The 21,507-nt window shown below is 35.8% G+C and carries 21 protein-coding genes and 1 pseudogene; 6 read left to right on the forward strand and 16 right to left on the reverse strand.

Annotated features, from left to right (window positions below):
* Positions 1-8: 8 nt before the first annotated feature.
* Together trxA and A0765_RS05505 are read right to left on the reverse strand one after the other, a co-directional pair.
* Positions 9-323 (reverse strand): thioredoxin, encoded by a 315-nt coding sequence (gene trxA / locus A0765_RS05500; protein ID WP_062005158.1) that lies wholly within the window; start codon positions 321-323, stop codon positions 9-11.
* 306 nt (positions 324-629) lie between these two features.
* Positions 630-1,298 carry an ArsR/SmtB family transcription factor gene (locus tag A0765_RS05505; protein ID WP_062005160.1) on the reverse strand — a complete coding sequence of 223 codons (669 nt, stop codon included), beginning with the start codon at positions 1,296-1,298 and terminating at the stop codon, positions 630-632.
* Between the two features lie 394 nt (positions 1,299-1,692).
* Here A0765_RS05505 and A0765_RS05510 point away from each other — a divergent pair.
* A pseudogene (locus tag A0765_RS05510) lies at positions 1,693-1,995 on the forward strand (tyrosine-type recombinase/integrase); the annotation flags it as partial.
* Positions 1,996-2,307: 312 nt separating this feature from the next.
* Here the strand turns inward: A0765_RS05510 and A0765_RS05515 are convergent.
* From A0765_RS05515 to A0765_RS05555, 9 genes are all read right to left on the reverse strand, one after another.
* Entirely contained in the window at positions 2,308-2,889 is a 582-nt protein-coding gene (locus tag A0765_RS05515; protein ID WP_014633791.1) for a TMEM175 family protein, read from the reverse strand.
* A 398-nt stretch (positions 2,890-3,287) separates the two neighbouring features.
* Positions 3,288-3,626 carry a Cd(II)/Zn(II)-sensing metalloregulatory transcriptional regulator CadX gene (gene cadX, locus A0765_RS05520; protein ID WP_062005164.1) on the reverse strand — a complete coding sequence of 113 codons (339 nt, stop codon included), beginning with the start codon at positions 3,624-3,626 and terminating at the stop codon, positions 3,288-3,290.
* Positions 3,627-3,643: 17 nt separating this feature from the next.
* Positions 3,644-4,252, reverse strand: a complete 609-nt coding sequence (locus tag A0765_RS05525; RefSeq protein WP_062005166.1) for a CadD family cadmium resistance transporter — start codon at positions 4,250-4,252, stop codon at positions 3,644-3,646.
* Between the two features lie 706 nt (positions 4,253-4,958).
* On the reverse strand, positions 4,959-7,073 hold the full coding sequence (locus tag A0765_RS05530) for a heavy metal translocating P-type ATPase (RefSeq protein ID WP_062005168.1): 2,115 nt from the start codon (positions 7,071-7,073) through the stop codon (positions 4,959-4,961).
* A gap of 19 nt (positions 7,074-7,092) precedes the next feature.
* The gene (locus tag A0765_RS05535; RefSeq protein ID WP_002908710.1) at positions 7,093-7,542 is read right to left on the reverse strand and encodes a CopY/TcrY family copper transport repressor; all 450 of its coding nucleotides are present in this window, start codon (positions 7,540-7,542) and stop codon (positions 7,093-7,095) included.
* A 499-nt stretch (positions 7,543-8,041) separates the two neighbouring features.
* On the reverse strand, positions 8,042-9,106 hold the full coding sequence (locus A0765_RS05540) for an Abi family protein (RefSeq protein WP_062005169.1): 1,065 nt from the start codon (positions 9,104-9,106) through the stop codon (positions 8,042-8,044).
* A gap of 579 nt (positions 9,107-9,685) precedes the next feature.
* On the reverse strand, positions 9,686-10,468 hold the full coding sequence (locus tag A0765_RS05545; RefSeq protein WP_062005171.1) for a toll/interleukin-1 receptor domain-containing protein: 783 nt from the start codon (positions 10,466-10,468) through the stop codon (positions 9,686-9,688).
* 327 nt (positions 10,469-10,795) lie between these two features.
* Positions 10,796-11,164 (reverse strand): hypothetical protein, encoded by a 369-nt coding sequence (locus A0765_RS05550; RefSeq protein ID WP_062005173.1) that lies wholly within the window; start codon positions 11,162-11,164, stop codon positions 10,796-10,798.
* A gap of 407 nt (positions 11,165-11,571) precedes the next feature.
* Complete coding sequence (locus A0765_RS05555) at positions 11,572-12,147, reverse strand: hypothetical protein (protein ID WP_062005175.1); 576 nt, start codon at positions 12,145-12,147, stop codon at positions 11,572-11,574.
* A 545-nt stretch (positions 12,148-12,692) separates the two neighbouring features.
* Between A0765_RS05555 and A0765_RS05560 the strand changes: the two genes are divergently transcribed.
* From A0765_RS05560 to A0765_RS05580, 5 genes are all read left to right on the forward strand, one after another.
* Positions 12,693-13,034 (forward strand): hypothetical protein, encoded by a 342-nt coding sequence (locus tag A0765_RS05560; RefSeq protein ID WP_062005177.1) that lies wholly within the window; start codon positions 12,693-12,695, stop codon positions 13,032-13,034.
* Between the two features lie 250 nt (positions 13,035-13,284).
* Complete coding sequence (locus tag A0765_RS05565; protein WP_257000822.1) at positions 13,285-14,376, forward strand: cell division protein FtsK; 1,092 nt, start codon at positions 13,285-13,287, stop codon at positions 14,374-14,376.
* 232 nt (positions 14,377-14,608) lie between these two features.
* Complete coding sequence (locus tag A0765_RS05570) at positions 14,609-15,982, forward strand: Rep family protein (RefSeq protein WP_062005181.1); 1,374 nt, start codon at positions 14,609-14,611, stop codon at positions 15,980-15,982.
* Between the two features lie 62 nt (positions 15,983-16,044).
* Complete coding sequence (locus tag A0765_RS05575; protein WP_045759091.1) at positions 16,045-16,296, forward strand: helix-turn-helix domain-containing protein; 252 nt, start codon at positions 16,045-16,047, stop codon at positions 16,294-16,296.
* Positions 16,297-16,365: 69 nt separating this feature from the next.
* Positions 16,366-17,583, forward strand: a complete 1,218-nt coding sequence (locus A0765_RS05580) for a tyrosine-type recombinase/integrase (protein WP_062005183.1) — start codon at positions 16,366-16,368, stop codon at positions 17,581-17,583.
* 110 nt (positions 17,584-17,693) lie between these two features.
* Here A0765_RS05580 and rpsI read toward each other — a convergent pair whose 3' ends face one another.
* From rpsI to rlmB, 5 genes are all read right to left on the reverse strand, one after another.
* Positions 17,694-18,086 carry a 30S ribosomal protein S9 gene (gene rpsI / locus A0765_RS05585; RefSeq protein ID WP_015605730.1) on the reverse strand — a complete coding sequence of 131 codons (393 nt, stop codon included), beginning with the start codon at positions 18,084-18,086 and terminating at the stop codon, positions 17,694-17,696.
* A gap of 18 nt (positions 18,087-18,104) precedes the next feature.
* Positions 18,105-18,551, reverse strand: coding sequence for a 50S ribosomal protein L13 (rplM, locus tag A0765_RS05590; RefSeq protein ID WP_003026230.1), 447 nt, complete (start codon positions 18,549-18,551; stop codon positions 18,105-18,107).
* Positions 18,552-18,734: 183 nt separating this feature from the next.
* Entirely contained in the window at positions 18,735-19,598 is an 864-nt protein-coding gene (locus A0765_RS05595) for a DegV family protein (RefSeq protein WP_062005185.1), read from the reverse strand.
* A gap of 142 nt (positions 19,599-19,740) precedes the next feature.
* Entirely contained in the window at positions 19,741-20,385 is a 645-nt protein-coding gene (locus tag A0765_RS05600; protein ID WP_062005188.1) for a hypothetical protein, read from the reverse strand.
* Positions 20,385-21,116 carry a 23S rRNA (guanosine(2251)-2'-O)-methyltransferase RlmB gene (gene rlmB, locus A0765_RS05605; RefSeq protein WP_062005190.1) on the reverse strand — a complete coding sequence of 244 codons (732 nt, stop codon included), beginning with the start codon at positions 21,114-21,116 and terminating at the stop codon, positions 20,385-20,387. The genes A0765_RS05600 and rlmB overlap by 1 nt, the downstream gene beginning before the upstream one ends.
* Between the last annotated feature and the right edge of the window lie 391 nt (positions 21,117-21,507).

A 21,507-nucleotide genomic window follows, 5' to 3' on the forward strand; every position in this document is an offset into this window, starting at 1 on the left:
AAATCACCTCATGATAACTGTGCTTGGATTTTTTCCATCAATGTTTGTTTAGGATGAACACCAACAAGAGCATCAACGGGTTTGCCATCTTTAAAAATCACCATTGTTGGGATAGAACGAATGCCAAAGAGATTGGCCAGATCTTGTGATTGGTCCACATCCACCTGAGCAATCGTTACTTTTCCGTCAAAGTCCTGTGAAAGTTCTTCCACTACCGGCTCCATCATCCGACAAGGTGGGCACCACTGCGCCCCAAAATCGATAAAACTTACCCCATTTTGGATAGATTTCGCAAATGTTTCGGTTGTTAGTTGTGTCGTCATAAAAAACTCCTATCTAAAATAAATCGCTTCTATTCAATCATATAATTGAATAGAATAAGAATAAAAGAATGAATTTCAAAAAGGTTAACTTAGACCTTCTAAAAATCCAATTTGTATCACTTAGTTTCTTTGAGATACTAAATAAGAAGTATTTCAAAGATGCAATTCAATAAAATTGTTGAATAGATTGAGTAAAAAAGAAATTCAACTTTTTTATTGAATAATTGAATTATAGCACACTAAATCTATTTTGCAATGATTTTGCTCACGAGTCTCCGGTTATAAGAAAAGACTAAGGAATACACCTTAGTCAAGTTCTGAACGAGAGGATGCACCCCACTTCCAATCAGCAAAACTGCGATTGAGACTATAGATACTGTAGCCTAAACTCTGTAAATTCTGTGCTGCTAGGTTAGCATAGCCACATTGGCGTCCGCGACAATAAACAATGATGGTCTTCTCTTTGGGAAGCTGAGCTTTTTTTTGATCAAACTCATCGATTGGTAAATTAAGAGCTTTTGGCAAGTGCCCTGCCTCATACTCCTCAACAGGCCTTAAATCAAGTAGGAGAGCATCTGTCTTAGCTGCTAATTCAATTGCATTAGCGAGCTCAATCTGAGGAACACCAGCTGCCTCATCATAGTCTGACTCAATCGCTCTGACTTCTGCTAACTGTTCTTCACCGACGGCAAATAACAGAAGGACTAACTGGACAACCTTTTCAGAAGCCAAGCTATAACGGATAAAATTACCATTTCGACTCGTCACCACCAAGTGACTTTCTTTTAAAACCTGAAGGTGGCGCGAAGTATTGGCAACAGAGAGACCCGTCGCATGCGCAATTCCCTCAACTGTCTTTGGTCCCTGTGATAATATATTTAAAATATCAAGACGCTTCTCACTTCCTAGCCCCTTTGTTAAGCGAGATAGCTCTTGGTAAATATTTTGTTTGTAATCAATCATTGTCTCTTGCATCAAATCAACTCCTTATCTATTCAATTCAATAGTATAATTCTTAAAAACAGTTGTCAACTATTCCATTCGAAAGATGTTGATACTCATTTGTGGCAAAAAATAAAAAGAATACTTATCCTTAACATTTACTAATATTAATAGGTAAATCATGTAAAAAGAGATCTATCTCTGAAAAAATGAAATTTTTAACGAGCCGCAGTTTCTTTTGTGACATACTATCTATGTGCGACCATAAATTGTATCAAAATAATTTACTTAGAGCTCTCAACTGCCAACAATTTTCTAATGATTAATTTAAACATTCACAAAAATAATCCACAACTACTTCTGTTGTCACTATTATCTCAAAGCCTAAAACAAGAGACAAGAAGTAAACAGCATGCAAGACATACTACCTGAACAGTTTGTCTTTACTTATATAGACACTAGAGGAAACATCAACAAGCCTTTACATGCTGACTATCTAAACAATAATATGAAAAGCATCAGAAAGCGACATAAAGAGCTGGCACATGCTACACCTCATAAACTGCGACATACAGGTGCTACTCTTGCTAAGCAAGCGGGAATTTCGCTTGAGGAAATTTTAGAAGCTCTTACTCATAGTGATAAAGAAATTACAAAAACTTACGTTAATACCAAAGATAAAGTCAATCAGACTGTAAGTGATATTGCGTATCGTAGTTTAAAAAATTGATGGGGTGAATATGGGGTGAACTTTGATTTTTTGAAACAAAAAAGACATCCAAGAGTAAATTCTTGAATGTCTGTAAACGTTGATATAATCGTATTGATTAACGTTTTGAGAACTGTGATGCTTTACGAGCCTTTTCAAGCCTGGTTTGGAAAGTATGGATTTCAGTTGGACTAAAAACAGCGTAATATCAAGGATTTTCAGAACGATATCTACTTTTTAATTTCATAAAATATGAATCAATAAATTATAAATAGAGGAATAGTTTAGGTCTGTAAGCATTAAAATAATACACCTAACTTTGGTCACCGTTTTCTAGTTATTCACTCTTTTTTCAGATAGTGTTTTTAAAGTTATGATGTAAAATGCCGCAATTAAAACACTATACATCATAATCGGAGGATAGAGAATTAAGGATAGAATCAATCCCACTCCTTTAATTATTAGGTCAGGTATCAATAACTTTCTATATTGTGCGGTAGCTTCAAGTAATTCTTTCTGATCTATATTGGGTTTATCAATTACTTTATGTAAAAACCAGTTTGCTACCGTTGACACAATAACGATCAGTCCATAAAAGAGCTGTGCCGTATGATTCATGAAATGACTACTAACTATTCCAGTAGCATAGGGCATAAATGAAACAAAAAATAAAAGAAACAAATTCCACCAAACAATTTGTTGAGAAATTTTCTCAACCTTTTCCCATAATGTGTTTAGTGCCATCCATAACGATCCCAACCAGAAAAAGGAAAGAAAATAAGCAAAGAAATTTTGCCGTAAATCCCAAAAAGCTTGAAGACTTGGTGTCGTTGGTTTTTCTAATTCTAAGATTAGGATAGTCATTATAATTGCTAGAACCGCATCTGTCAGTGCAATTAATCTATCTTTCTTCATCAAATTACATCGCCTTTCATTTTGTAGCATTCTATCTCATCGTATAATGTTTATTAATCTTAAATATTAGATATTCATTTCATACTTTGAGTACAAACAAGATACACTAAAAAAATGTATCTGTCATATCTTATTTAACTTTAGAAATATTCATCCATCTAATTAATAAATTCTATCATATTTCACAATAAATGACTACTATCAAAGATACATTTTCTTTCAGATTTCTTCCTTTTCAACTTGGCTAACTTGACCTGCATTACCTAGGTCGCTTTGCTTTAAATTATACTTTTTTCTTAAACATTTGCTACGAGTAGTCTTTCTTGTGAGTAATTTTCATCAAAAAATTTCATAGATAAGTCCTATATATAATCATGATAAAGTAGTAAAAATAGTTGTTATCCTAGTTGATTAAAAAAGTCTTTGATTTCCTCATCTTTTATAAAATAATATATAATTTTCCCCTCTCTTCTAGTATCCAAGATGTTTTGATTGGCTAGTTTACGAAGATGGTGGGAGGCAGATGCCATACTGAGATTTAGTAAACAGGCTATATCACAGACACAGAGTTCTTCGACGGCAAGGAGACAAAAGATGATATTTATCTGTTTATTATCGGTAAATTTTGATAAAATGCGAAGTGATTTTTGGACTTTTTCCTTTTCAAGGTAGTTCGTTGCGGTTGTAACATTTTGTTGATTTATAACATCCACTTGACAGATACTATCTTTTCTCATAATTTATTCTCCTAGCCTTACACAGCCCATAGCATGTCAAAGCTGTTGTTTTCAATCAGGATATACATCCCCAATCCTAAATAGACAACGGCAATAAACCATCTGCTATATTTTTCCAAAGTTTCTCCAACAGAAGGGACTTGTGCTAATTTTTGGGCAGAAAAAACCAAGAGATAAATCATGACTAGAAAAGTAAGTAAAGTCACTATCAAATTCGCTAAATTTAAGGTGGTAAAATATGGGACAAAGACACCAATATTGTCAGCGCCACAACTTGCAAAAGTGATCATAGCGACTAGAAAAATCAGGTTTTTATTGTCTTTTCGCAAACCATCTTTTGCAATAGCTTCTCCATCAGAATCTCCTAAAAGCAAAACTTTGAGCCCTAGGAAAATTGGAATCAAACCGAGCAAACCTAAAATCTCTTTACTAGGAATATAATTTAAGACAAATGCAAAAAGTAAACTTAGCAATATTAGACTAACAGAGCCTAGAAATTGTCCTAAATAGATGTTAATGATGTCTTTTCTGCTTTTTCTTTTGGCAAAAAATAACATTAGGATAATAAGTAAGTCTACGGCTGTCCCAGAATACAGGATTATTGAAGTAACAACATTTTGAATCATAAAACACCTCATTCAAATATATTTTTGAATGTATTCTAACATTAACCTTTGTAGATGTCAACTTAAAATCCACCAATTAATAATTGCATGTCAATATTTGTATTGTGAAACTAGTTTCAGAAATATATAGTCTTAAAGTATGTCCACTGCGAATGGTTTTTTCAATATTTAAGAGGAGATTTATAATGGTTCATTTCTATAAATTTATAAACGAGTTATATATTTTGTTTAACCAATTATTAACTATTTTTAGCAATAATCACTTCATTAATTTGTACTTTTTAATTTTGATTTATTTTTCGTGCATATTTTATATGAATTTAATTCTAATACATTTTAAATAAAAAATACGCAATTTTAATTGGCACTGACCCCCGTAAATGAGAATTAAATAAAAACACCTCCAAGTTGGATTTGGTACAATATAATCAAATGCTCATGGAGGTGGCTTTTTATGGTTAAAAAACGTGTGGAGACGGTGGTATTATTGTCAAGAAAATAGAATAACAAGCTATAAAACTGTCGAAATAGGTGGCTTTTAGGATTTTAAAAGAAATCAGTTCTATAATAAATTAAAAATCGTGTTGGTAGAAAAATCCTCTACTTCTACCAACACGATTTTACAAAGAACCAGTACTTACATCTCTTTTTCTCCTGTAAAACTATTGTATCTTGATACTTTATGGAGTTTCAATCATTCGATCTGTTAACCGTTATTTTTTGGATCTAAACTTAATAACATAGCATTAATGGCGACGATGACTGTTGACACAGACATTAGGATTGCTCCTAATGCAGGGCTTAATGTGATACCAATAGGAGCCAAAATTCCTGCAGCTAGAGGGATAGCTATAAAGTTATAACCAGCTCCCCAAAATAGGTTTTGTTTCATTTTACGAGTTGTTTTGTGTGCTAATTCAATGAATGATTCAATATCTCCTGGATCAGATTGAGTCAATATGACATCAGCTGAATCCAACGCAACTTGAGTTCCAGCACCTATAGCTATACCAACATCTGCTAAGGCAAGAGAAGGAGCATCATTTACACCATCACCTACCATGATAACTTTCTTTCCTTCATCTTTAAGTGTTTTAACTAACTCATATTTGTCTTGTGGAGATTGATTTGATCTATATTCAATCCCTAAATCTACTGCCGCGCCTTGAGCCGCTTTTTCATTATCACCTGTTGCCATAATTGGTCGAATATTGTTCTTTTTAAGAGCTTTAATTAACTCTTTACTCGTTGGTTTTAATTCGTCCCCTAAAGCTACAGCACCAATGGCATCATCGTTTTCTACTAAGACACTAAGAGTTGCTCCTTTTGGAGTATCCATATCAAGATTACGTCCATAGGCTTTTTGACTGATTAATTGGTAACGGTGCCCACCTGCTTTACCCTCTACTCCAGAACCGGAAATCACATCAATCGAATCAAAAGATGCTGGACGTATATTTTGCTGCTCGGCGAAACTTATAATTGATTGAGCAATTGGGTGGCTAGATCCTCCTTCAATACCTGCCAATAAGGCAATGATTTCATCTTTTGTATATTTGTCATTAAGAAGTTTTACATCTAATACTTTAAATTCACCAGTTGTTAAAGTACCCGTTTTATCTAAAATCATCACATCTGCATCTTGAGCTATTTCTAAGGCTTGGCGGTCTTTTACTAGTAAGCCACGGCTAGCTCCTAAGCTTGTGCTACGGGCGGTTACCAATGGAATAGCCAGACCCAATGCGTGCGGACAAGCAATAACTAATGTAGTAATAGTAAATATAACTGCCGTTGGGATATCTCCAATAATCATCCACACTACAAAAGCAATTAGCGCGACAATAACAGCAATATAGAAGAGCCACCCTGCAACCTTTTGCGCAATATTTTCTGCCCTGGAAGGCTGACTTTGAGCTTGGCTAATTAAAGTCTGTACTTGAGAGATAAAGGATTGATCACCTGTCTCAAGCACTTTAATATAAAGAACCCCTTCTCCATTTGTTGAGCCCCCGATTACTTCATCGCCAGGGCCTTTTTTTACTGCTTTTGACTCCCCAGTTAGAAGAGCTTCATTTAAACGTGATTCGCCACGCTCGATAATCCCGTCTGCTGGCACATTTTCTCCAGCTTGAACACGAATTAAATCACCTACCTTTAAGTCAGCAACTGGTCGTGTTTCAATTGAATCGTCTTCTAATACAACGTGAGCATCTTTCGGCACTAACTTAGCCAATTCTGCTTGTGCGTCTCCTGCTTCTCCAATAGCTTTCATCTCAATCCAGTGACCTAATAGCATGATTAATAGTAATGAAGCAAATTCAAAGAAAAAGTCCATCACGTGTTCACCCGTTACATAGGTAATGATCACAGCATAAATACTGTATAAATATGAAACACTTAAACCTAAAGAAACGAGTGCCATCATTCCAGGTTTTTTTTGTTTAAATTCGTCAACTGCACCTTGATAGAATGGACGTCCACCATAAATAATTAATATAGTAGATAAAATAGCTACTACAATATCATAATATGGAAAAGTAAACTGGAATGGTAGTTTAAATCCATGTATAGGGGATAAGAGCATAATAATGAATCCTAGTGGCAATGACTTTAAGAAAAGTTCCTTAAAGCTTCCGTGATGATGGTGGGCATGCCCACTGTGCCCGCTGTGATTATGTCCACTGTGCCCGCTGTGGTCATGCCCACTGTGCCCACAGTGATCATGCCCAGCATGATGTACTTGATGTTGATCCTTATGGTATCCATGTTCATCTGTGATTCCATGCTCGTGTTTTAACTTATCCATGTTGTCATTATTCATTTTAAATTCCTCCTTATGCTTAATGATGATGTAAATGACATTCGCATTGTCCTTCTGGACAATTGCAATCCACTTCTTCTACTGCGAAAGATTTTTTCATCTCTAATATTTTTTCTAGTCGATCTATATCATCGAAGCTTAAAACATGATCTTCAATGATGCTTCCTATTACATTTCCGACTTTCTTATTGCAAATACGGTTAAAAATATCTTCTGCATAATCCCTTACGGCTTCTGTCTCTTCAATATTGGCAGTGTAAATAAACTTTCTACCTTCATGCTCTGTATTTAGTACGCCTTTTCCAACTAATCGACCTAAGATCGTTTTGATAGTGGATTGTGTCCAGTCCATTTTTTCTTGCAATACGGAAATGACTTTTTTACTAGTTACTCGATCATTTGCCCAAACTACACGCATGACTTCCCATTCTGCATCTGTGATATAAGTATTAAATTCTATTGTGCTCATTCTCCTTCCTCCCTAGTTGTCTACAGATGTAAACGAATATGTTTAAAATAAGTTTACTATTGTAAACGAATTATGTCAAGTCTTTTTATTAAATTCTCACTTTTTGGGGTCAGTCCCTTAAAACATGCTATTTTTATCATTGATAAATATTAATAGCTAACTTTCCGAAAAACAACTATTTTTTATACAAAAAAGACATCCAAGAGAAAATTCTTGAATGTCTGTAAACGTTGATAGTATCGTATTGATTAACGTTTTGAGAATTGTGATGCTTTACGAGCTTTCTTCAAGCCTGGTTGGAAACACTTTTATTTGAATAAGTTTCAATATCCGCTTAAAATCAATGTTTTCCAACATTTACAGAAAACAGAATTTCATCTAATTTTAATAAAATTCTGTTGAATGGTGTGAATTTTACCCTAAAAATACACGAATTGAGCTAGATTTTACCAAAAAGTTCACACCATTTTTGTTATTATTAGTTTTATGAATTTTTTATCTAGATTGTTAGCAACTCAAACCAATTTTCTGGAAAACCATAATTTACAAAATCGATTTCATAGCGATGACTCTCTTCCAACAATCGTTTTAACTTATCATTCCAAAATAAATGTGACTCTTCAGACATAGATATTATGATATGCCTCATTGCCACAAAATAGACAAATAATTTTTTATCATCATCATCATCTAAACAATCACACACCAATTCTTCATCAGCACGATGAATAATTGGTGGCAAATTGTGCAACCGACCATATAAACGTCCATTGTGGGAACAGATATTTCTCAAGTAGCGTAGAGCATTACACCATGACAACAATACCTTAGCGGAAATTTTATTTGTTGAATCTAAGGGTGAACTCACATAGGAAGCAACCTTATTTCTATAAAGAGGCTGCAACGCAACCAAAAAAGAAGAGATATTCCCAAATGTCATCAAGCGGAAAACTGTCCAAGGAAGCACTACCCCAAATTCAGATATCTGTTTTTTAACTATATTATCATCACTTTTTTGCAATATCAGGCTAGATAAATAATATTTCGTTCGAAGAACTATATCTTTCCTATGGGAGTTATCCTTACTATATTTTTTACTCTCATCATAATACAACTCATCATCTTCAAAAATATAGATTCCTTTATTATAACCCAATGTTATAGCATCTGAGGTACTCTTTTTCAAAAAAACTTCAATACGTTCTAAAATCTCTTGAAGAAAATTTCTTAAATAGCTATCAAATAAATAGGCAGATTTTGCTTTGAAATAATTACGTTCCGTTAGCTTACCATACTGTGAGAATGATTGAAAATCAATATCTCTTAAAAAATTAACGCAATCTTCTTTATAGAAATCATCGCAATCTTTTCTTGAGAAATCCCATTTAGATATATATTTCATGTGGTCATAAAGCTTCTCTTCCGATAACGATGGTTCAATTTCTTTCTTCAATTGAGTTGGTGCTAAAACCGGTTTATAATGTAAATAATCTTTATCAGAAATATCAACTTCTAATGGTAAATATTCTTTAAAATTTTTGAGTTCAAATATGTTATCTGACATAAATAATATTCCCTCTATGTATAAAAAAAGGCCACCTAGTTATACCAGACGGTACCTTCGATGACTTCAAATCTGATATAAGTATAACAAAACATAAAATATTTGTCAACAATATTCTATATATGCAACTTCTGAAATTTTCCTTATATTCCAACATTTATAGTAATTTTTTCTCCTAAAAAATATTCAAAATTCAAGTATGGCTTACAAACTTAACAGTGAAAGATTTTGTTTACTACCCACATTACCCTTTTAACACTATCACTATTTTTCAATCCACTACGCTTATTAAAAACAATAAACAAAGAACACCCCGAAAGTTGCTCTTTGTATGTATTGTAATTCTTTAGAATCAACGTTTACTAAATTGTGAAGCCTTACGGGCTTTTTTCAAGCCTGGTTAAAAGATTTTTATTTGAATAAGTTTCAATATATGCTTAAAATCAATGTTTTCCAACGTTTTCAGAAAGAACATTTTCATTTAATTTGAATAAATTTCAGTTGAATGGTGTGAATTTTCCCCTAAAAATAAACGGATTGAGCTAGATTTTACCATAAAATTCACACTATTTAACAATTTTACGTCCAAATTAAATTTATTTCCTTAAAATTATTTTCGGACAAATAATGAAGAATCCCTTCGAAATTAAGAGGGGATCTTTTAGATTTTAAGACACCTCTCAATGATCTATTTGGTGTTAAAACTCTATATATTGTTTTAACAACCATATTTATATTTTTCTGTTCCCAATTTGATAAAACTTTAAATGCCTCTCCATTTCGAGTATATATCATTTGTTCATCATGAATTAAAACATCGAAGTCATCAAAATCATTATCGCATACAAATGCAAAACCAACACTTTGGACACTAAACATTGTTGCTCGTACCTCGAATTCAATTTCAAAGTCCGTTTTTCTATGTAAAATAGCAACAAGATTTTCTTTATCCTCTAAGGGTTTGTAATTATTTTCTCTACTTACGACAGCTCGCATTTGTGAAATAGCTTCATCAATACCAGAACCATATAAATCAATATAGAGCAAATCTTTCATAATAGCTGGAGGATTGCAATCATCAAGGCGGATGGGTACAAATTTTAGATTATTACTAATTGCACTCATTAATGCACTCTGCCATTCCCTTGTAACCATATTACTTTTAAGAGAATTATTAGATAAAAAATAGAAAAAAGTAGTATACTGCTCTAGTCCTTCATTCATCTTACCTACAATACTGTCACCTGGTTGCATCGACCACTTATCGTAAAAAATATTATTTCTACCAAATGATACCTCTAACTGCCTAGCAACCATATCAACTAACTGTTGATCATTGTGATTATAACTAATAAAAATCATCTCTTCCCTCACTAAATATTTTTAATTCTAATTATAGATCCGAGGATCGGTATAGCGAGCTACTACTACTAACGTAGTTACTCTATCAAGCAAATATTCTAAAAGAATTATATCACATTTCTTCCTATCGAGTCATACTTATATAAAAAAGCTAAAACTGTAATTAAAACAAATTTTATACCAAATAATTCTCAATAATATACTTTGTTTAAGTGAGCACTGGAAATTTTTGAAACATGCATTTTCTTATACTATTAAATCGCTAATCAGAAAAAGAGTTCTACATATAAATAGAACTCTTATAATCTAGCATTTTGTGTTTACTATCTAGTTATTCTTTAATGCTTCTTTAATTTCACCGATTGTTGCCGAAACAGTTTTATCTTGAAATGATTTCACTTCTCTATTGCCATCTTTATCAATTGTTTCAACTGGATCACTATAATCATTTGTTGAGCTTGTTGTAAAACCACCTGACTTATCCGCAATAATTAATTTGTCATCAGGTAGGTTTGAGAAATATTCGTTGATTTCTTTTTCTGATTTACTTTTTAGGAGATTTTTATAAATTGCAATTGTTTGATTCTCTTTTTGGTGGCTTCCTAACGAATTAGCAATAACAGGGTTTAATAAAGCATATAAAGTTAATCCTACTGTCAAAATAGTTAATGTTAAAGGTAAAGCTTTTTTAGTCATTTTTTAGACCTACTTTCTTTTTACTTATTAAGAGTATACTAACCAGTTGGTTTCTTACTTAGAATGGTTATGTTGCAGGAAAACCTCCTTTCTGGGTAAATCTCTACTCTACCCAACTTCATTATATTCGGGTATATGTTAGAATTCAATTTATTGTATGTGAAACTAGTTCCAGAATTTGAACTTTAAATTTATTTATTATACATTGATTATCATTGAAAAAAATGTACAAATCAATTTCTTAGATTTGATAATATGATGAACTATAAAATATACAAAATACCACTCCAGAATAATGTACAAAACAAAAATAAAGTACACTTTTTAAAGAATGTACTTTATGCTTCTAATTCAGTTGTATCAATAGTTTAAGTCTTGTTTAATCAATTGTTTATAAACTTATAGTTTTATTTTTTCAACAAATATGCATGAGAAGACTCTAGGCGTTTTACAATTTTACGATGTTCTTTTGTTCTCATAACCCCTTCTTCCCTAAATTCTTCTGCAATAGCATGATATTCTAGATCATTACGGAAAAGCTCTTCATTAAATTCATATCCTTTTAAATACAGTAAATGCTTTAGCATCATAATGATAAGATCCTCCCTGTAGTTTTCATTTACAGTTCGCAAAGCATCTAGTTCTCTTTGATATCCTGTGTCATTTTCTACTATATTTGGATCTTCATTTTCAAGCGACTCAAAAAATTCAATACGTTTAGCCTCTTCGATTTCAGCCCTCCTTCTTTCCCGCCTTTCTTCAAATTCTTCCTGTGGCTTATCAGCTTCATAGGTAGCAATGGCCGCCATCATAACTTCCTCAGTGTATAACTTTGGATTAGAATATCCTTCAACACTATCAAATCGTGACAAGTATTTTCTTGCATTTCTTGCAGTCACAAATGTCTGTTTAGCAAAGTAATTTGTTGTATAATATCGTACGTTATTTTTAACGATTGTCTCAGATGCAATTTTTGGCATCATATCACCCCATTCCTTTTATTACTTTAATTTTACCTTTTATTTTTCAAAAAATCAAACAAAACTCCAGTATGTAAGGCGTTATTTCCTTTTTTAATATGTCCGTTTATTTTGCAATATTTTGTTTTTTATTATCTGATTCTGTAGTATAATGTTACCACAAAGAAAAATTCCGGAATTTCTTTCGGCATCTCCCACCGACGGAGCTCTAGTCGGTTAGAAAGCAATAGTAGATATAATGATTTCTCAAACACTTCAAAAACATTTACAACAACTACGAGAATGTCGTATGACAAATTACAGTAACACAAGTTATCAAAAACGGTCAGGAGATACTTTCTTCACGTGTGTACCTGAAAAACTATGGGAACGCTGGTATAGTTCTGAAAAAATCTCCTTTTATAGCCTATACAATGATAAAGAATACGAACTTGATAGCGAATCAATTAGAACACTCCTAACCTATATTTGCACTGAGTGTTACTTAATTCTTGTTTTATACGGAATCTTTTATCATTTGCCTCAGAAAAAGAAAGTAGGAAAATAACATGGCAACACCAAAATGGAATAAAACTCTTAGCGAAGTACTCAATCAACCAACAGTGTCACTTGAACTTGTAAGTGAGAAAACTGGAAACGTATACCAAACAGATGTCATTCGGCAATTAAAGGTACTATCTACTGGATCTGTCGAAGAAAAAGATGGAAAATATCTTTACCTAGTCGTTGACAGCAAGAACGATTTAGAATATAAAATCAAAGTTCCAAACCGAGTAGAAACAAGTTTTGGAAAAATTTTACAATTTGAAAATGTACGGGGTGGAGCACTCTCGAATGGATTAGGTTGGTATGCTGCTGACTCAGTAGCAGTGGTTCAGCGTAATGCGTAGGCGTAGATACCGAAGAATCAAACCTACACTAAATTGTACACCTCAGGGCTATCAACTCTCTCTGATAGCCCTTACGGTTACAATTGGGTTAACTGGATTGATCCTCTGCATACATCAAACAATAACGGTACTGTCAACATATCTGGTAAAACCATTGATATACAGTATCGCCGTAACGATCATCACATTCTCTATACTATTGTATACTTGGTCCCAACGTGAAGAAGTTTCCTCTATCGAGATACCGCCCATGTCAACCAAAGCGCGGAAATTAGCAAAGCAATTAACACGTTTAATCAACGACAAACAAATCACAGATGTTCTCAAGTTATCTAATACTACACGCTACGGGCAGGAGATGCCAGAAATACGTGTCTGGGTAGACGAAGACCTACTGAATGGTTATATCGCTATCGAGAACATCGCAAACTGGGAACGAGCAAACCGCGAAAAATTTCAACAAAGAGTGTCTGGAATCTTATCTGGTAAGTACCAACGTTTCTCTGTTGTTAACTCTGAGCTATCAGCAGGAGATAGCTATATTCTATTTTACTTTGAAGACAGTCTTACATCTCAGCGATTATATATTGAAAGCGACAACTCATTAGATAAGCTGGTACACGAAAATCATCATGCACTACGACTTTCTAAAGATCTCGTTTGGTATTCTGATATAACTCCTATGATGTCTATAATCGCACGAACAAGAGCCGGGAAATCAGTGTTAGCTGGTCGATATATGGCTAGACTTATGCTTTTACAAGGCTGGATAGTAGAATATAATTCTGCTAAATATGACCGGTATGTTAGTGAATTTGGCGGACAGTCCGATCCTATTAAAATAGTCGAGCGTGCTGAATATTGGTGCTCCATAATGGATGAACGACTGGCTAAAATCAATAAAGCAGGTAAAGACAAATATCTAGAAATGGAAGATATGCCTGATATTGCTTTATTTTTCGATGAACTTGGCAATCTAAACGCTTCACTAGAATCACTAGACAAGACTGATAAAACACTAAAAGCAACCTCGCGCTGGACCACTGCAATAAACAGACTATCTGCTACTGGTGGTTCGGCTGGTATTCATATCATTGCCATCAGCCAGTTTGCTACAAAAGAGGGCTTTCTCCCCTCTCTTGCTCGTGTCAACTGTTCCGATGCTGTAATTATGTTGGGTGGTGCTGCCGATTCTGCGGATGAACGCAAGTATCTGATGAGCGGGTTTGCGGACATGCCTAAACGTAGCTATGGGAAAGGACAAGGAGTCGCTCGTATCCTTGGTTCTGGAAAAAAGTGGGAGGTCCCCCACTTTTATGAAACTCCTTGGTTTGAGGATTAGATAACGGATTCATGACGAATCCGATGAGACACATGATCGGTCATCTTGAAAAGATGAAACAAAACTAATTCTAACTATTCCAACGCCTGCACGGCACTGGGCTTGTCAAGTGCCGTGCATATCAAAAAAACAGATAGAACAAGGCTTTGAGCATTCTTGATAAAATTCAAACCCTTGTTCTATCAAGGGAATAGTTAAAAGAATAATTAAATTAAACGAGGTAACTATAACTATGGGGAAGAAAGAAGCAAATCTTACCGCAATTATGTTGGTACAACAATTAGAAGAAAAATACTGGCTATCACCTGACTATAAAGGGCCCGTCCAACAGGCTAAGAATGGCGATTGTCGTCCATTGCTTGCAATGATTATCAAGAAGCTCAAATCTAGCGATATTATAGTTAAAGAAGCTCATATCATTAAACATGACAAAGATAAGATTTCGACTTGGGATTCCAACCTGATGACAAATACAGTCGAAGATAAAGCAGTTCACGTTCATGCTTTGTTGAAATTTGAAAAAGGCGCTTCCTTGAATAAAATTGCATTAGCTGTTGAAGTTGAACCACAGTACCTAGAAAAACTCAAGTCTGGTAGGTATGGTTATGACAATTGCTTAGCATACTTAGTGCACGCAAAAGATGAAACAAAATATCAGTACCGGCCAGAAGAAGTCACCACCGTCTTAGGCGAAGATTACACAAGCATCTACAATCGTAGCATAGAGACATGGCTTAAAGGTAGAGCTACAAAAAAAGCCAAGGAAACAAACCTCAGTGTTGATTGGCTAGTTGAACGGATATTAGATGGTGAAGTGACTAAACGTAATATCATGCTCACAGACGAGTATTACGCCATTTACGGCCAACATAAACGCAAAGTAAATGAAGCTTTAGAAACTGCTGGGGAGCGTAGAAGTTACCGTACAATAGCAGAACTTGAAGCAGGAAAATTCAAGAAGGCAGTAATTTTTATACAAGCTAGTAGCGGTGTAGGAAAAACGAAACTTAGCAAAGACTTGATAGAGCTTATTCAAGCAAGCGCAGTGAAAAATGGATTAAATTGGGAAGCATGTATGACTGCTTCTACAAATGCATTCGACGAATACAGCGGTCAAGAAATTCTATTCCTTGATGATATTAAAGGAAATAGTTTCACTGTTTCCGACTGGTTAAAGTTATTAGATCCATACACAATAAGTCCAATATCAGCTCGTTATCATAATAAAATGGGCTCAGCAAGAGTGATTATAATAACAAGTACAAAGTTACCAGTTGAGCTATTCTATTTTGCGAATGGAAACCACAATGAAGACTTAGGACAATTTGTACGAAGAATTGACTTGTTAGTACACATACACAATGACATTTTTCATGTTTGTCCTCACGAAAAAACAGCAGAGGAAAGCACAATAGAAGCCTTCGGAACTAACATTCGGGTCCACCATTCTTACACTTTTCAAAAGTCTCCTGCTATTCAGCGAGATGAGGCGTTAGAAGAAATTCTAGAAACAGTGACGACAAATATGAATTGGAACAAAACAAAAAAGGTTATCGATGCAAGCGACCAAACGAACAACGATAACCCAAACAATCAACAAAAATAGCACAACTACTTTTGTTGTTGCTATTATCTCAAAATTCCCTGAAAGAAACAAGAGGTAAGTAAATGCAAGTATTTTTACCAGATGAACAAATTAAGTTTCTTATTGATGATGCAGTCAAACGAGAAATTGAAAATCAACTAAACAACAGCAACATTGAAAGTTCATATTTAAACAAACGACAAACCTGCGAATACCTTGGGATCTCCAATAACACTCTTGACAGTTGGATCCAAAAAGGTTTACCAGTAATTCGTGTCGGGAAAACTGTCCGATTTAACAAAATTGAAATCAATCGTTGGTTGCAAAAGCAGTAGAATTTTTGCCGTGGTTTGTTTATAATAGAGCCACGGTATTTTTCTGGCTCAATTCAAAAGGAGAATACTATGTCTATTACAAAAACTAAAAACGGAACCTATCGCTTACGTGTCTATATTCCTGAGGAAGTGAAGTCTTCACTAGGTGTTGATAAGAAAGTGATTGAAAAACGATTCAAAACAAGGATTGAAGCAAAAAAATATGAACTAGAACTTAAAAATAAGATTGATAAAATTCATAGTGGAGATTCAGTCTCATTAGAAAATAGTGGTTCTATCCTTTTTTCAGATTTCTATCAAAACGTTTGGTGGGAATCCTACAAAGCAGGTCAGACTACTTCTACTGCTAAACCACCTTCTCAAGCAACTATAGTTGGAACAGAAATTGCTTTTAGAAAACACATCTTACCCTTACTTGGGAATTATTCAATAGACTTTCTTAATCAAAATAAGCAAGTTGTACTAAATCTATTGACTCAAAAGGCTGAAGAATATGCAAATTTCAAAGTTATCAGGAGCTACGTTAACTCTATCTTTGACTGGGCAGAAGAATTAGAGTATATCGAAACTAATCGCTTATCAAAAACTATAAGCCGTATCAAAGCCACTAAGAAAATCAAGCTACAGGAATCTAAAAAAGATGAAGATTTATTTCTATCTCAAGAAGAACTTCAAGCATGGTTTACAGCTTTTGAAAAGGATTTAGAGACTGAAAAAATTCTATTCAAAGACTATGTTTTGTTCTATACTACCTTCTTTTTAGGAGATAGAAAGTCAGAGAGCTATGCTTTACAATGGAAACATATTGATTTCAAAAATAAACAAATTCAATTGGTTCAAGCCTTAGATCGATATAAAAATCAAAAGTCAACTAAAGGGAATAAAAAGACGATTTTTTCGATTCCACAAGAACTTACCGACTTGTTAAATTCTTGGAAGAAGCAACAAAAATCTGAACTGGCTTCATTTAACATCATGCAAACTCCTGAACAGTATGTTTTTACGTATATTGATACAAAGGGAAATGTAAACAGTTGTCTCCATGCTGATTATCTTAACAACAAGATGAAATCTGTTAAGCGTCGTCATCCAGAACTCGCACATGCAACCCCTCATAAATTACGACATACAGGAGCTACACTCGCTAAACAGGCTGGAACCTCTATGGAAGCTATTTCTGAAGCACTCACTCATAGTGATACGATTACAACTAAGACTTATGTCAACACTTCAAACGTAATCCCAATGGCTGTTGGAGAAATTGCCTTTCGTAATCTTAAAAAGTAATGGTGTGAATTTGGTGTGAAAAGTGGTGTGAATTTTGCTAAAAATCATCAAAAAAACACTCCATGGTGTGAACCATGAAGTGTTTCGAAACGTTGATATAATCGTATTGATTAACGTTTTGAGAATTGTGATGCTTTACGAGCTTTCTTAAGACCTGGTTTCTTACGCTCTACCATACGAGCATCACGAGTAAGAAGGCCTGCGCGTTTCAATGAATCGCGGAAGTCTGGATCTACTTGAAGAAGGGCACGAGCGATACCGTGACGGATAGCGCCTGATTGACCAGCGTAGCCACCACCATTAACGTTTACGAAAACGTCGTATTGACCAACAGTTGAAGTAACTGCGAATGGTTGGTTGATAACCAAACGAAGGTCAGCGTGTGGGATGTACTCTTCAACATCTTTTTTGTTTACAGTGATTTTACCAGTTCCTGGAACAAGGCGAACGCGTGCAACAGCGTTTTTACGACGTCCAGTACCTGCATATTGTGCTTGTGACATACTTTATTGTTCCTTTCCTTAGATAAGTCCTGAAATATCAAGAACTTCTGGTTGTTGTGCAGCGTGAGTGTGCTCAGCGCCTACAAATACTTTCAACTTCATACCTTGAGCGCGGCCAAGAGTATTGTGTGGAAGCATACCTTTAACTGATTTTTCGATCAAACGAACAGCGTTCTTAGAGCGAAGTTCACCAGCAGTGATAGACTTCAAACCACCTGGGTACATTGAGTGAGTGTAGTAAACTTTATCAGTTGCTTTTTTACCAGTCAATTTAACTTTTTCAGCGTTGATAACGATTACGAAGTCACCTGTATCAGTGTGTGGTGTGAATGTTGGTTTGTTTTTTCCACGAAGTACGCTTGCTACAACTGCAGAAAGGCGTCCAAGAGGTACATCAGTAGCGTCTACTACATACCATTTGCGTTCAACTTCACCTGGCTTAGCCATGTATGTTGTTTTGTTCATGATTTCTCCTATATGAATATCGTTTTTGTTTACAGGGCGGATGTTCCGGTCCGCAGGTTATTTGAAAGGTTCCGGGGCCTTACAAATGGGGTAAACAATACCGCCTACTATCATACCAAATTTTCTAACCAAAAGTCAATATATTTGATGCAATTATTTATAAAATAACGATTTCATTTCTATTTAGTCTGAAAGTTCACTGCCAATGCTAAAGAGTCCTAGAGTACCTGGGCCGGTATGCGTCGAAATAACCGGACCAAGAGGCAGTATAAGGACTTCTGTGACCTGCCCAGAAGCTAAAAGCTGCTCCTTGACAGTTTCAGCGACTTCTTTTTCACCTGCATAGGCGACCACCACCCGTGGATCAGAAATCGTATCTAAGGTCATCCGAACCACCTCAGCCTGCGCCTTCTTCTTGCCTCGCACCTTAGCGACCGAATCCAGACTTCCATCAGCTGTGACTGCGATAATGGGCTTGATATTGACCAAGCTTCCCATGAGAGCCGCTGCCTTGGAAATGCGGCCACCCCGCATGAGGTGGTTGAGATCATCTACTAAGAAATAGGTCTTTACTCTAGGCACCAGACTCTGAAGCAAGTCTGCCGTCTGCTCTAGGCTTTGACCTGCTGCTCTCGCTTCTACAGCCTTCATGACCAAGAGCCCTTCACCCATCGAAGCTGCCTTGGTATCAAGGATGGTGATGATCGCCTTAGGATAATCCTCTAAGACCATCTCCCGCGCCATGACTGCACTTTGGTAGGTTCCAGACAGGGCGGAAGCAAAAGCCACATAGAGAACTGCTGTGCCCTCCTGAGCATACTGGCGGAAAACATCTTCAAATTGGCCGACATTGATCTGGCTGGTAGTCGGCTTGCTGCCCGACTCCATCTTGGCTAAAAGCTGCTCACTGGTCAGCTTATCCGGTCCGACGGTCTCGTGGGTTTGGCCGTCCAGCTGAATGGTCAAGCCCAGAACCTGCACATCATGTTCTTGGGTCCAGCTTTCCGGCAAGTCTGCCGTCGAATCCGTTAAAATTTTGAAGGTCATCTTTTTTCTCCATCATTTTTTAGTTGCCACAGAGAAGACTTCTCCATGGACATAAGCGGGTGATTTGTGGTGATTTGCCTACCACCATATCGGGACTAGCTATTGGAAATTTATTGCTTTTTAGGAAAGCTAGTTCGCTCGGTCAGTCTAGAACAGGACTGACACCTTGAAACCCTTTCAAATCAAAAATATATTGGAAATATTCATCTTGTGAATTGTTTAAAATCAAGTTTGCCTTACCATTCAGTAATTCAATACAGGTCCATTCCCCATCTAAACACTCAACATCATATTTTTTATCTTCTAAAAATAAATTTGTTAATTGTCCCTCTGGATATTTATTTTGAAAAGAAACCATCCCAGAGTTGTCACTTCGGTAAGCAAGGACAGGAACTTCCACTTTTTGGTTCCCCATATAAAAGGAACTCATACATCTCTTTTCAGCAAGGTATTCATATTTTCCTTTTACATAATTCACAATCTCTTTATTTAAAATTGTAGAAAAATTGAGGATGCTGATGAAATCCGCCTTATCAGTGGATAAGGTTTCTACCTCAACCAGATATTTCCAAGCGCCATTTACCTGACTTCCTTGGCCGTATAAATCTGTGCAATTCAAGGAATATTGGGTCAATAAATCCTCTAAGGGATACTGATCTGCTTCCTCAGTGATTTCAAAGCAAAAGCAATAATTATCTTCTCTTTTATTATGGTAGATAGCATAAATGATCGGTTCAAGCTTTTCTGTTTGGTATTTTTCTAACGCATAACTTCCAAGTACTTGCATTAGCCCACCCGATTTCTAAAAACTTCATACATGAGAATGGCAGCTGCGACACTGGCATTGAGGCTTTGAACATGGCCATTCATGGGAATGGTCAGCATTTCGTCCACCTGCTTCTTGATATTACTGGAAATCCCCTTGCCTTCGTTGCCGATGATGAGGGCCAGCTTGCCTGCCGTATTCCACTTATGAACAGGCGTCCCCTGCATATCCGTCCCAAAAATCCAGAAGCCAGCTTCCTTGAGCTTGTCCAGAGTCTGGCTGAGATTGGTCACACGGGCAATAGGAATGTGCTCGATAGCGCCCGTAGAGGTCTTGGCCACAACTGGTGTCACGCCGACTGCTCTGTGCTTGGGAATGATCACTCCCGTGACATTGGTAGCATCAGCCGTCCGTAAGATAGAGCCCAGATTATGCGGGTCTGTCAAGCCATCCAAAATCAACAGCAGAGGATTCTCTTCCTGCTCCGCTTTTTTCAAAATATCCGCCAATTCTGCATAGGCAAACTCCGATACCCGCAAGACAAAGCCTTGGTGAACGGCTCCATCCGTCATCTCCTGCAAGGTTTTCTTGGGTGTCCAAGAGATGGATACCTTCTTTTCTGCCGCCAGATCTTTCAGCTTGCTCACGTTTTTGCCACGCAAGTCGTCCTGAATGTAAAGTTTATTTCCTGTATTGGCCATCAAGGCCTCGGTCACAGCATGTACGCCGTAGACAATATCATTTTTTTCCATACTAACAGTATATCACAAGCTCCCCAAAAAAATCTGTCTAAAAGCTAAATATCTCTCTATGACAACCTAGCATTTCTCAGCAATCAGCTAAAAATTGCTTTTCGTTATTCTATTTGTTTTTGAAATAATTCCTTATTTGAGACTTAGAAACCAGCCAAACTAGCCAGTTCTGCTAGCTGGTTTCCAAACAGAAAGAAATCCCCCCTCGTCAGATACTTACTTTTGGCCAACAGCTATCTCAAGTATCATTTACCTAAAAAACTAAAGGAAAAGTGACCGGCCGAGGCCTAAGTTGCCTTGAATTTATAGGGGAAGTGATCAGTCGAGATCTAAATTGCTATATATCTATAGGAAAAGTAGCCAGCCGAGGCCTAGATTGCCATAAATCTAT

It is taken from the genome of Streptococcus cristatus, from assembly GCF_001588905.1.
Lineage (GTDB): Bacteria > Bacillota > Bacilli > Lactobacillales > Streptococcaceae > Streptococcus > Streptococcus cristatus_N.

Bases quoted from the DNA above. Each gene is read 5' to 3' on its own strand.
- A0765_RS05530 (WP_062005168.1), bottom strand. From the start codon at position 7,073: ATGAATAATGACAACATGGATAAGTTAAAACACGAGCATGGAATCACA.
- A0765_RS05540 (WP_062005169.1), bottom strand. From the start codon at position 9,106: ATGTCAGATAACATATTTGAACTCAAAAATTTTAAAGAATATTTACCA.
- A0765_RS05595 (WP_062005185.1), bottom strand. From the start codon at position 19,598: ATGACCTTCAAAATTTTAACGGATTCGACGGCAGACTTGCCGGAAAGC.
- cadX (WP_062005164.1), bottom strand. From the start codon at position 3,626: ATGAGAAAAGATAGTATCTGTCAAGTGGATGTTATAAATCAACAAAAT.
- A0765_RS05555 (WP_062005175.1), bottom strand. From the start codon at position 12,147: ATGATGCCAAAAATTGCATCTGAGACAATCGTTAAAAATAACGTACGA.
- A0765_RS05580 (WP_062005183.1), top strand. From the start codon at position 16,366: ATGTCTATTACAAAAACTAAAAACGGAACCTATCGCTTACGTGTCTAT.
- A0765_RS05570 (WP_062005181.1), top strand. From the start codon at position 14,609: ATGGGGAAGAAAGAAGCAAATCTTACCGCAATTATGTTGGTACAACAA.
- A0765_RS05565 (WP_257000822.1), top strand. From the start codon at position 13,285: ATGTCAACCAAAGCGCGGAAATTAGCAAAGCAATTAACACGTTTAATC.
- A0765_RS05575 (WP_045759091.1), top strand. From the start codon at position 16,045: ATGCAAGTATTTTTACCAGATGAACAAATTAAGTTTCTTATTGATGAT.
- A0765_RS05535 (WP_002908710.1), bottom strand. From the start codon at position 7,542: ATGAGCACAATAGAATTTAATACTTATATCACAGATGCAGAATGGGAA.
- A0765_RS05525 (WP_062005166.1), bottom strand. From the start codon at position 4,252: ATGATTCAAAATGTTGTTACTTCAATAATCCTGTATTCTGGGACAGCC.
- A0765_RS05550 (WP_062005173.1), bottom strand. From the start codon at position 11,164: ATGACTAAAAAAGCTTTACCTTTAACATTAACTATTTTGACAGTAGGA.
- A0765_RS05600 (WP_062005188.1), bottom strand. From the start codon at position 20,385: ATGCAAGTACTTGGAAGTTATGCGTTAGAAAAATACCAAACAGAAAAG.
- rplM (WP_003026230.1), bottom strand. From the start codon at position 18,551: ATGAACAAAACAACATACATGGCTAAGCCAGGTGAAGTTGAACGCAAA.
- A0765_RS05545 (WP_062005171.1), bottom strand. From the start codon at position 10,468: ATGATTTTTATTAGTTATAATCACAATGATCAACAGTTAGTTGATATG.
- A0765_RS05505 (WP_062005160.1), bottom strand. From the start codon at position 1,298: ATGCAAGAGACAATGATTGATTACAAACAAAATATTTACCAAGAGCTA.
- A0765_RS05515 (WP_014633791.1), bottom strand. From the start codon at position 2,889: ATGAAGAAAGATAGATTAATTGCACTGACAGATGCGGTTCTAGCAATT.
- rpsI (WP_015605730.1), bottom strand. From the start codon at position 18,086: ATGTCACAAGCACAATATGCAGGTACTGGACGTCGTAAAAACGCTGTT.
- trxA (WP_062005158.1), bottom strand. From the start codon at position 323: ATGACGACACAACTAACAACCGAAACATTTGCGAAATCTATCCAAAAT.
- rlmB (WP_062005190.1), bottom strand. From the start codon at position 21,116: ATGGAAAAAAATGATATTGTCTACGGCGTACATGCTGTGACCGAGGCC.
- A0765_RS05560 (WP_062005177.1), top strand. From the start codon at position 12,693: ATGGCAACACCAAAATGGAATAAAACTCTTAGCGAAGTACTCAATCAA.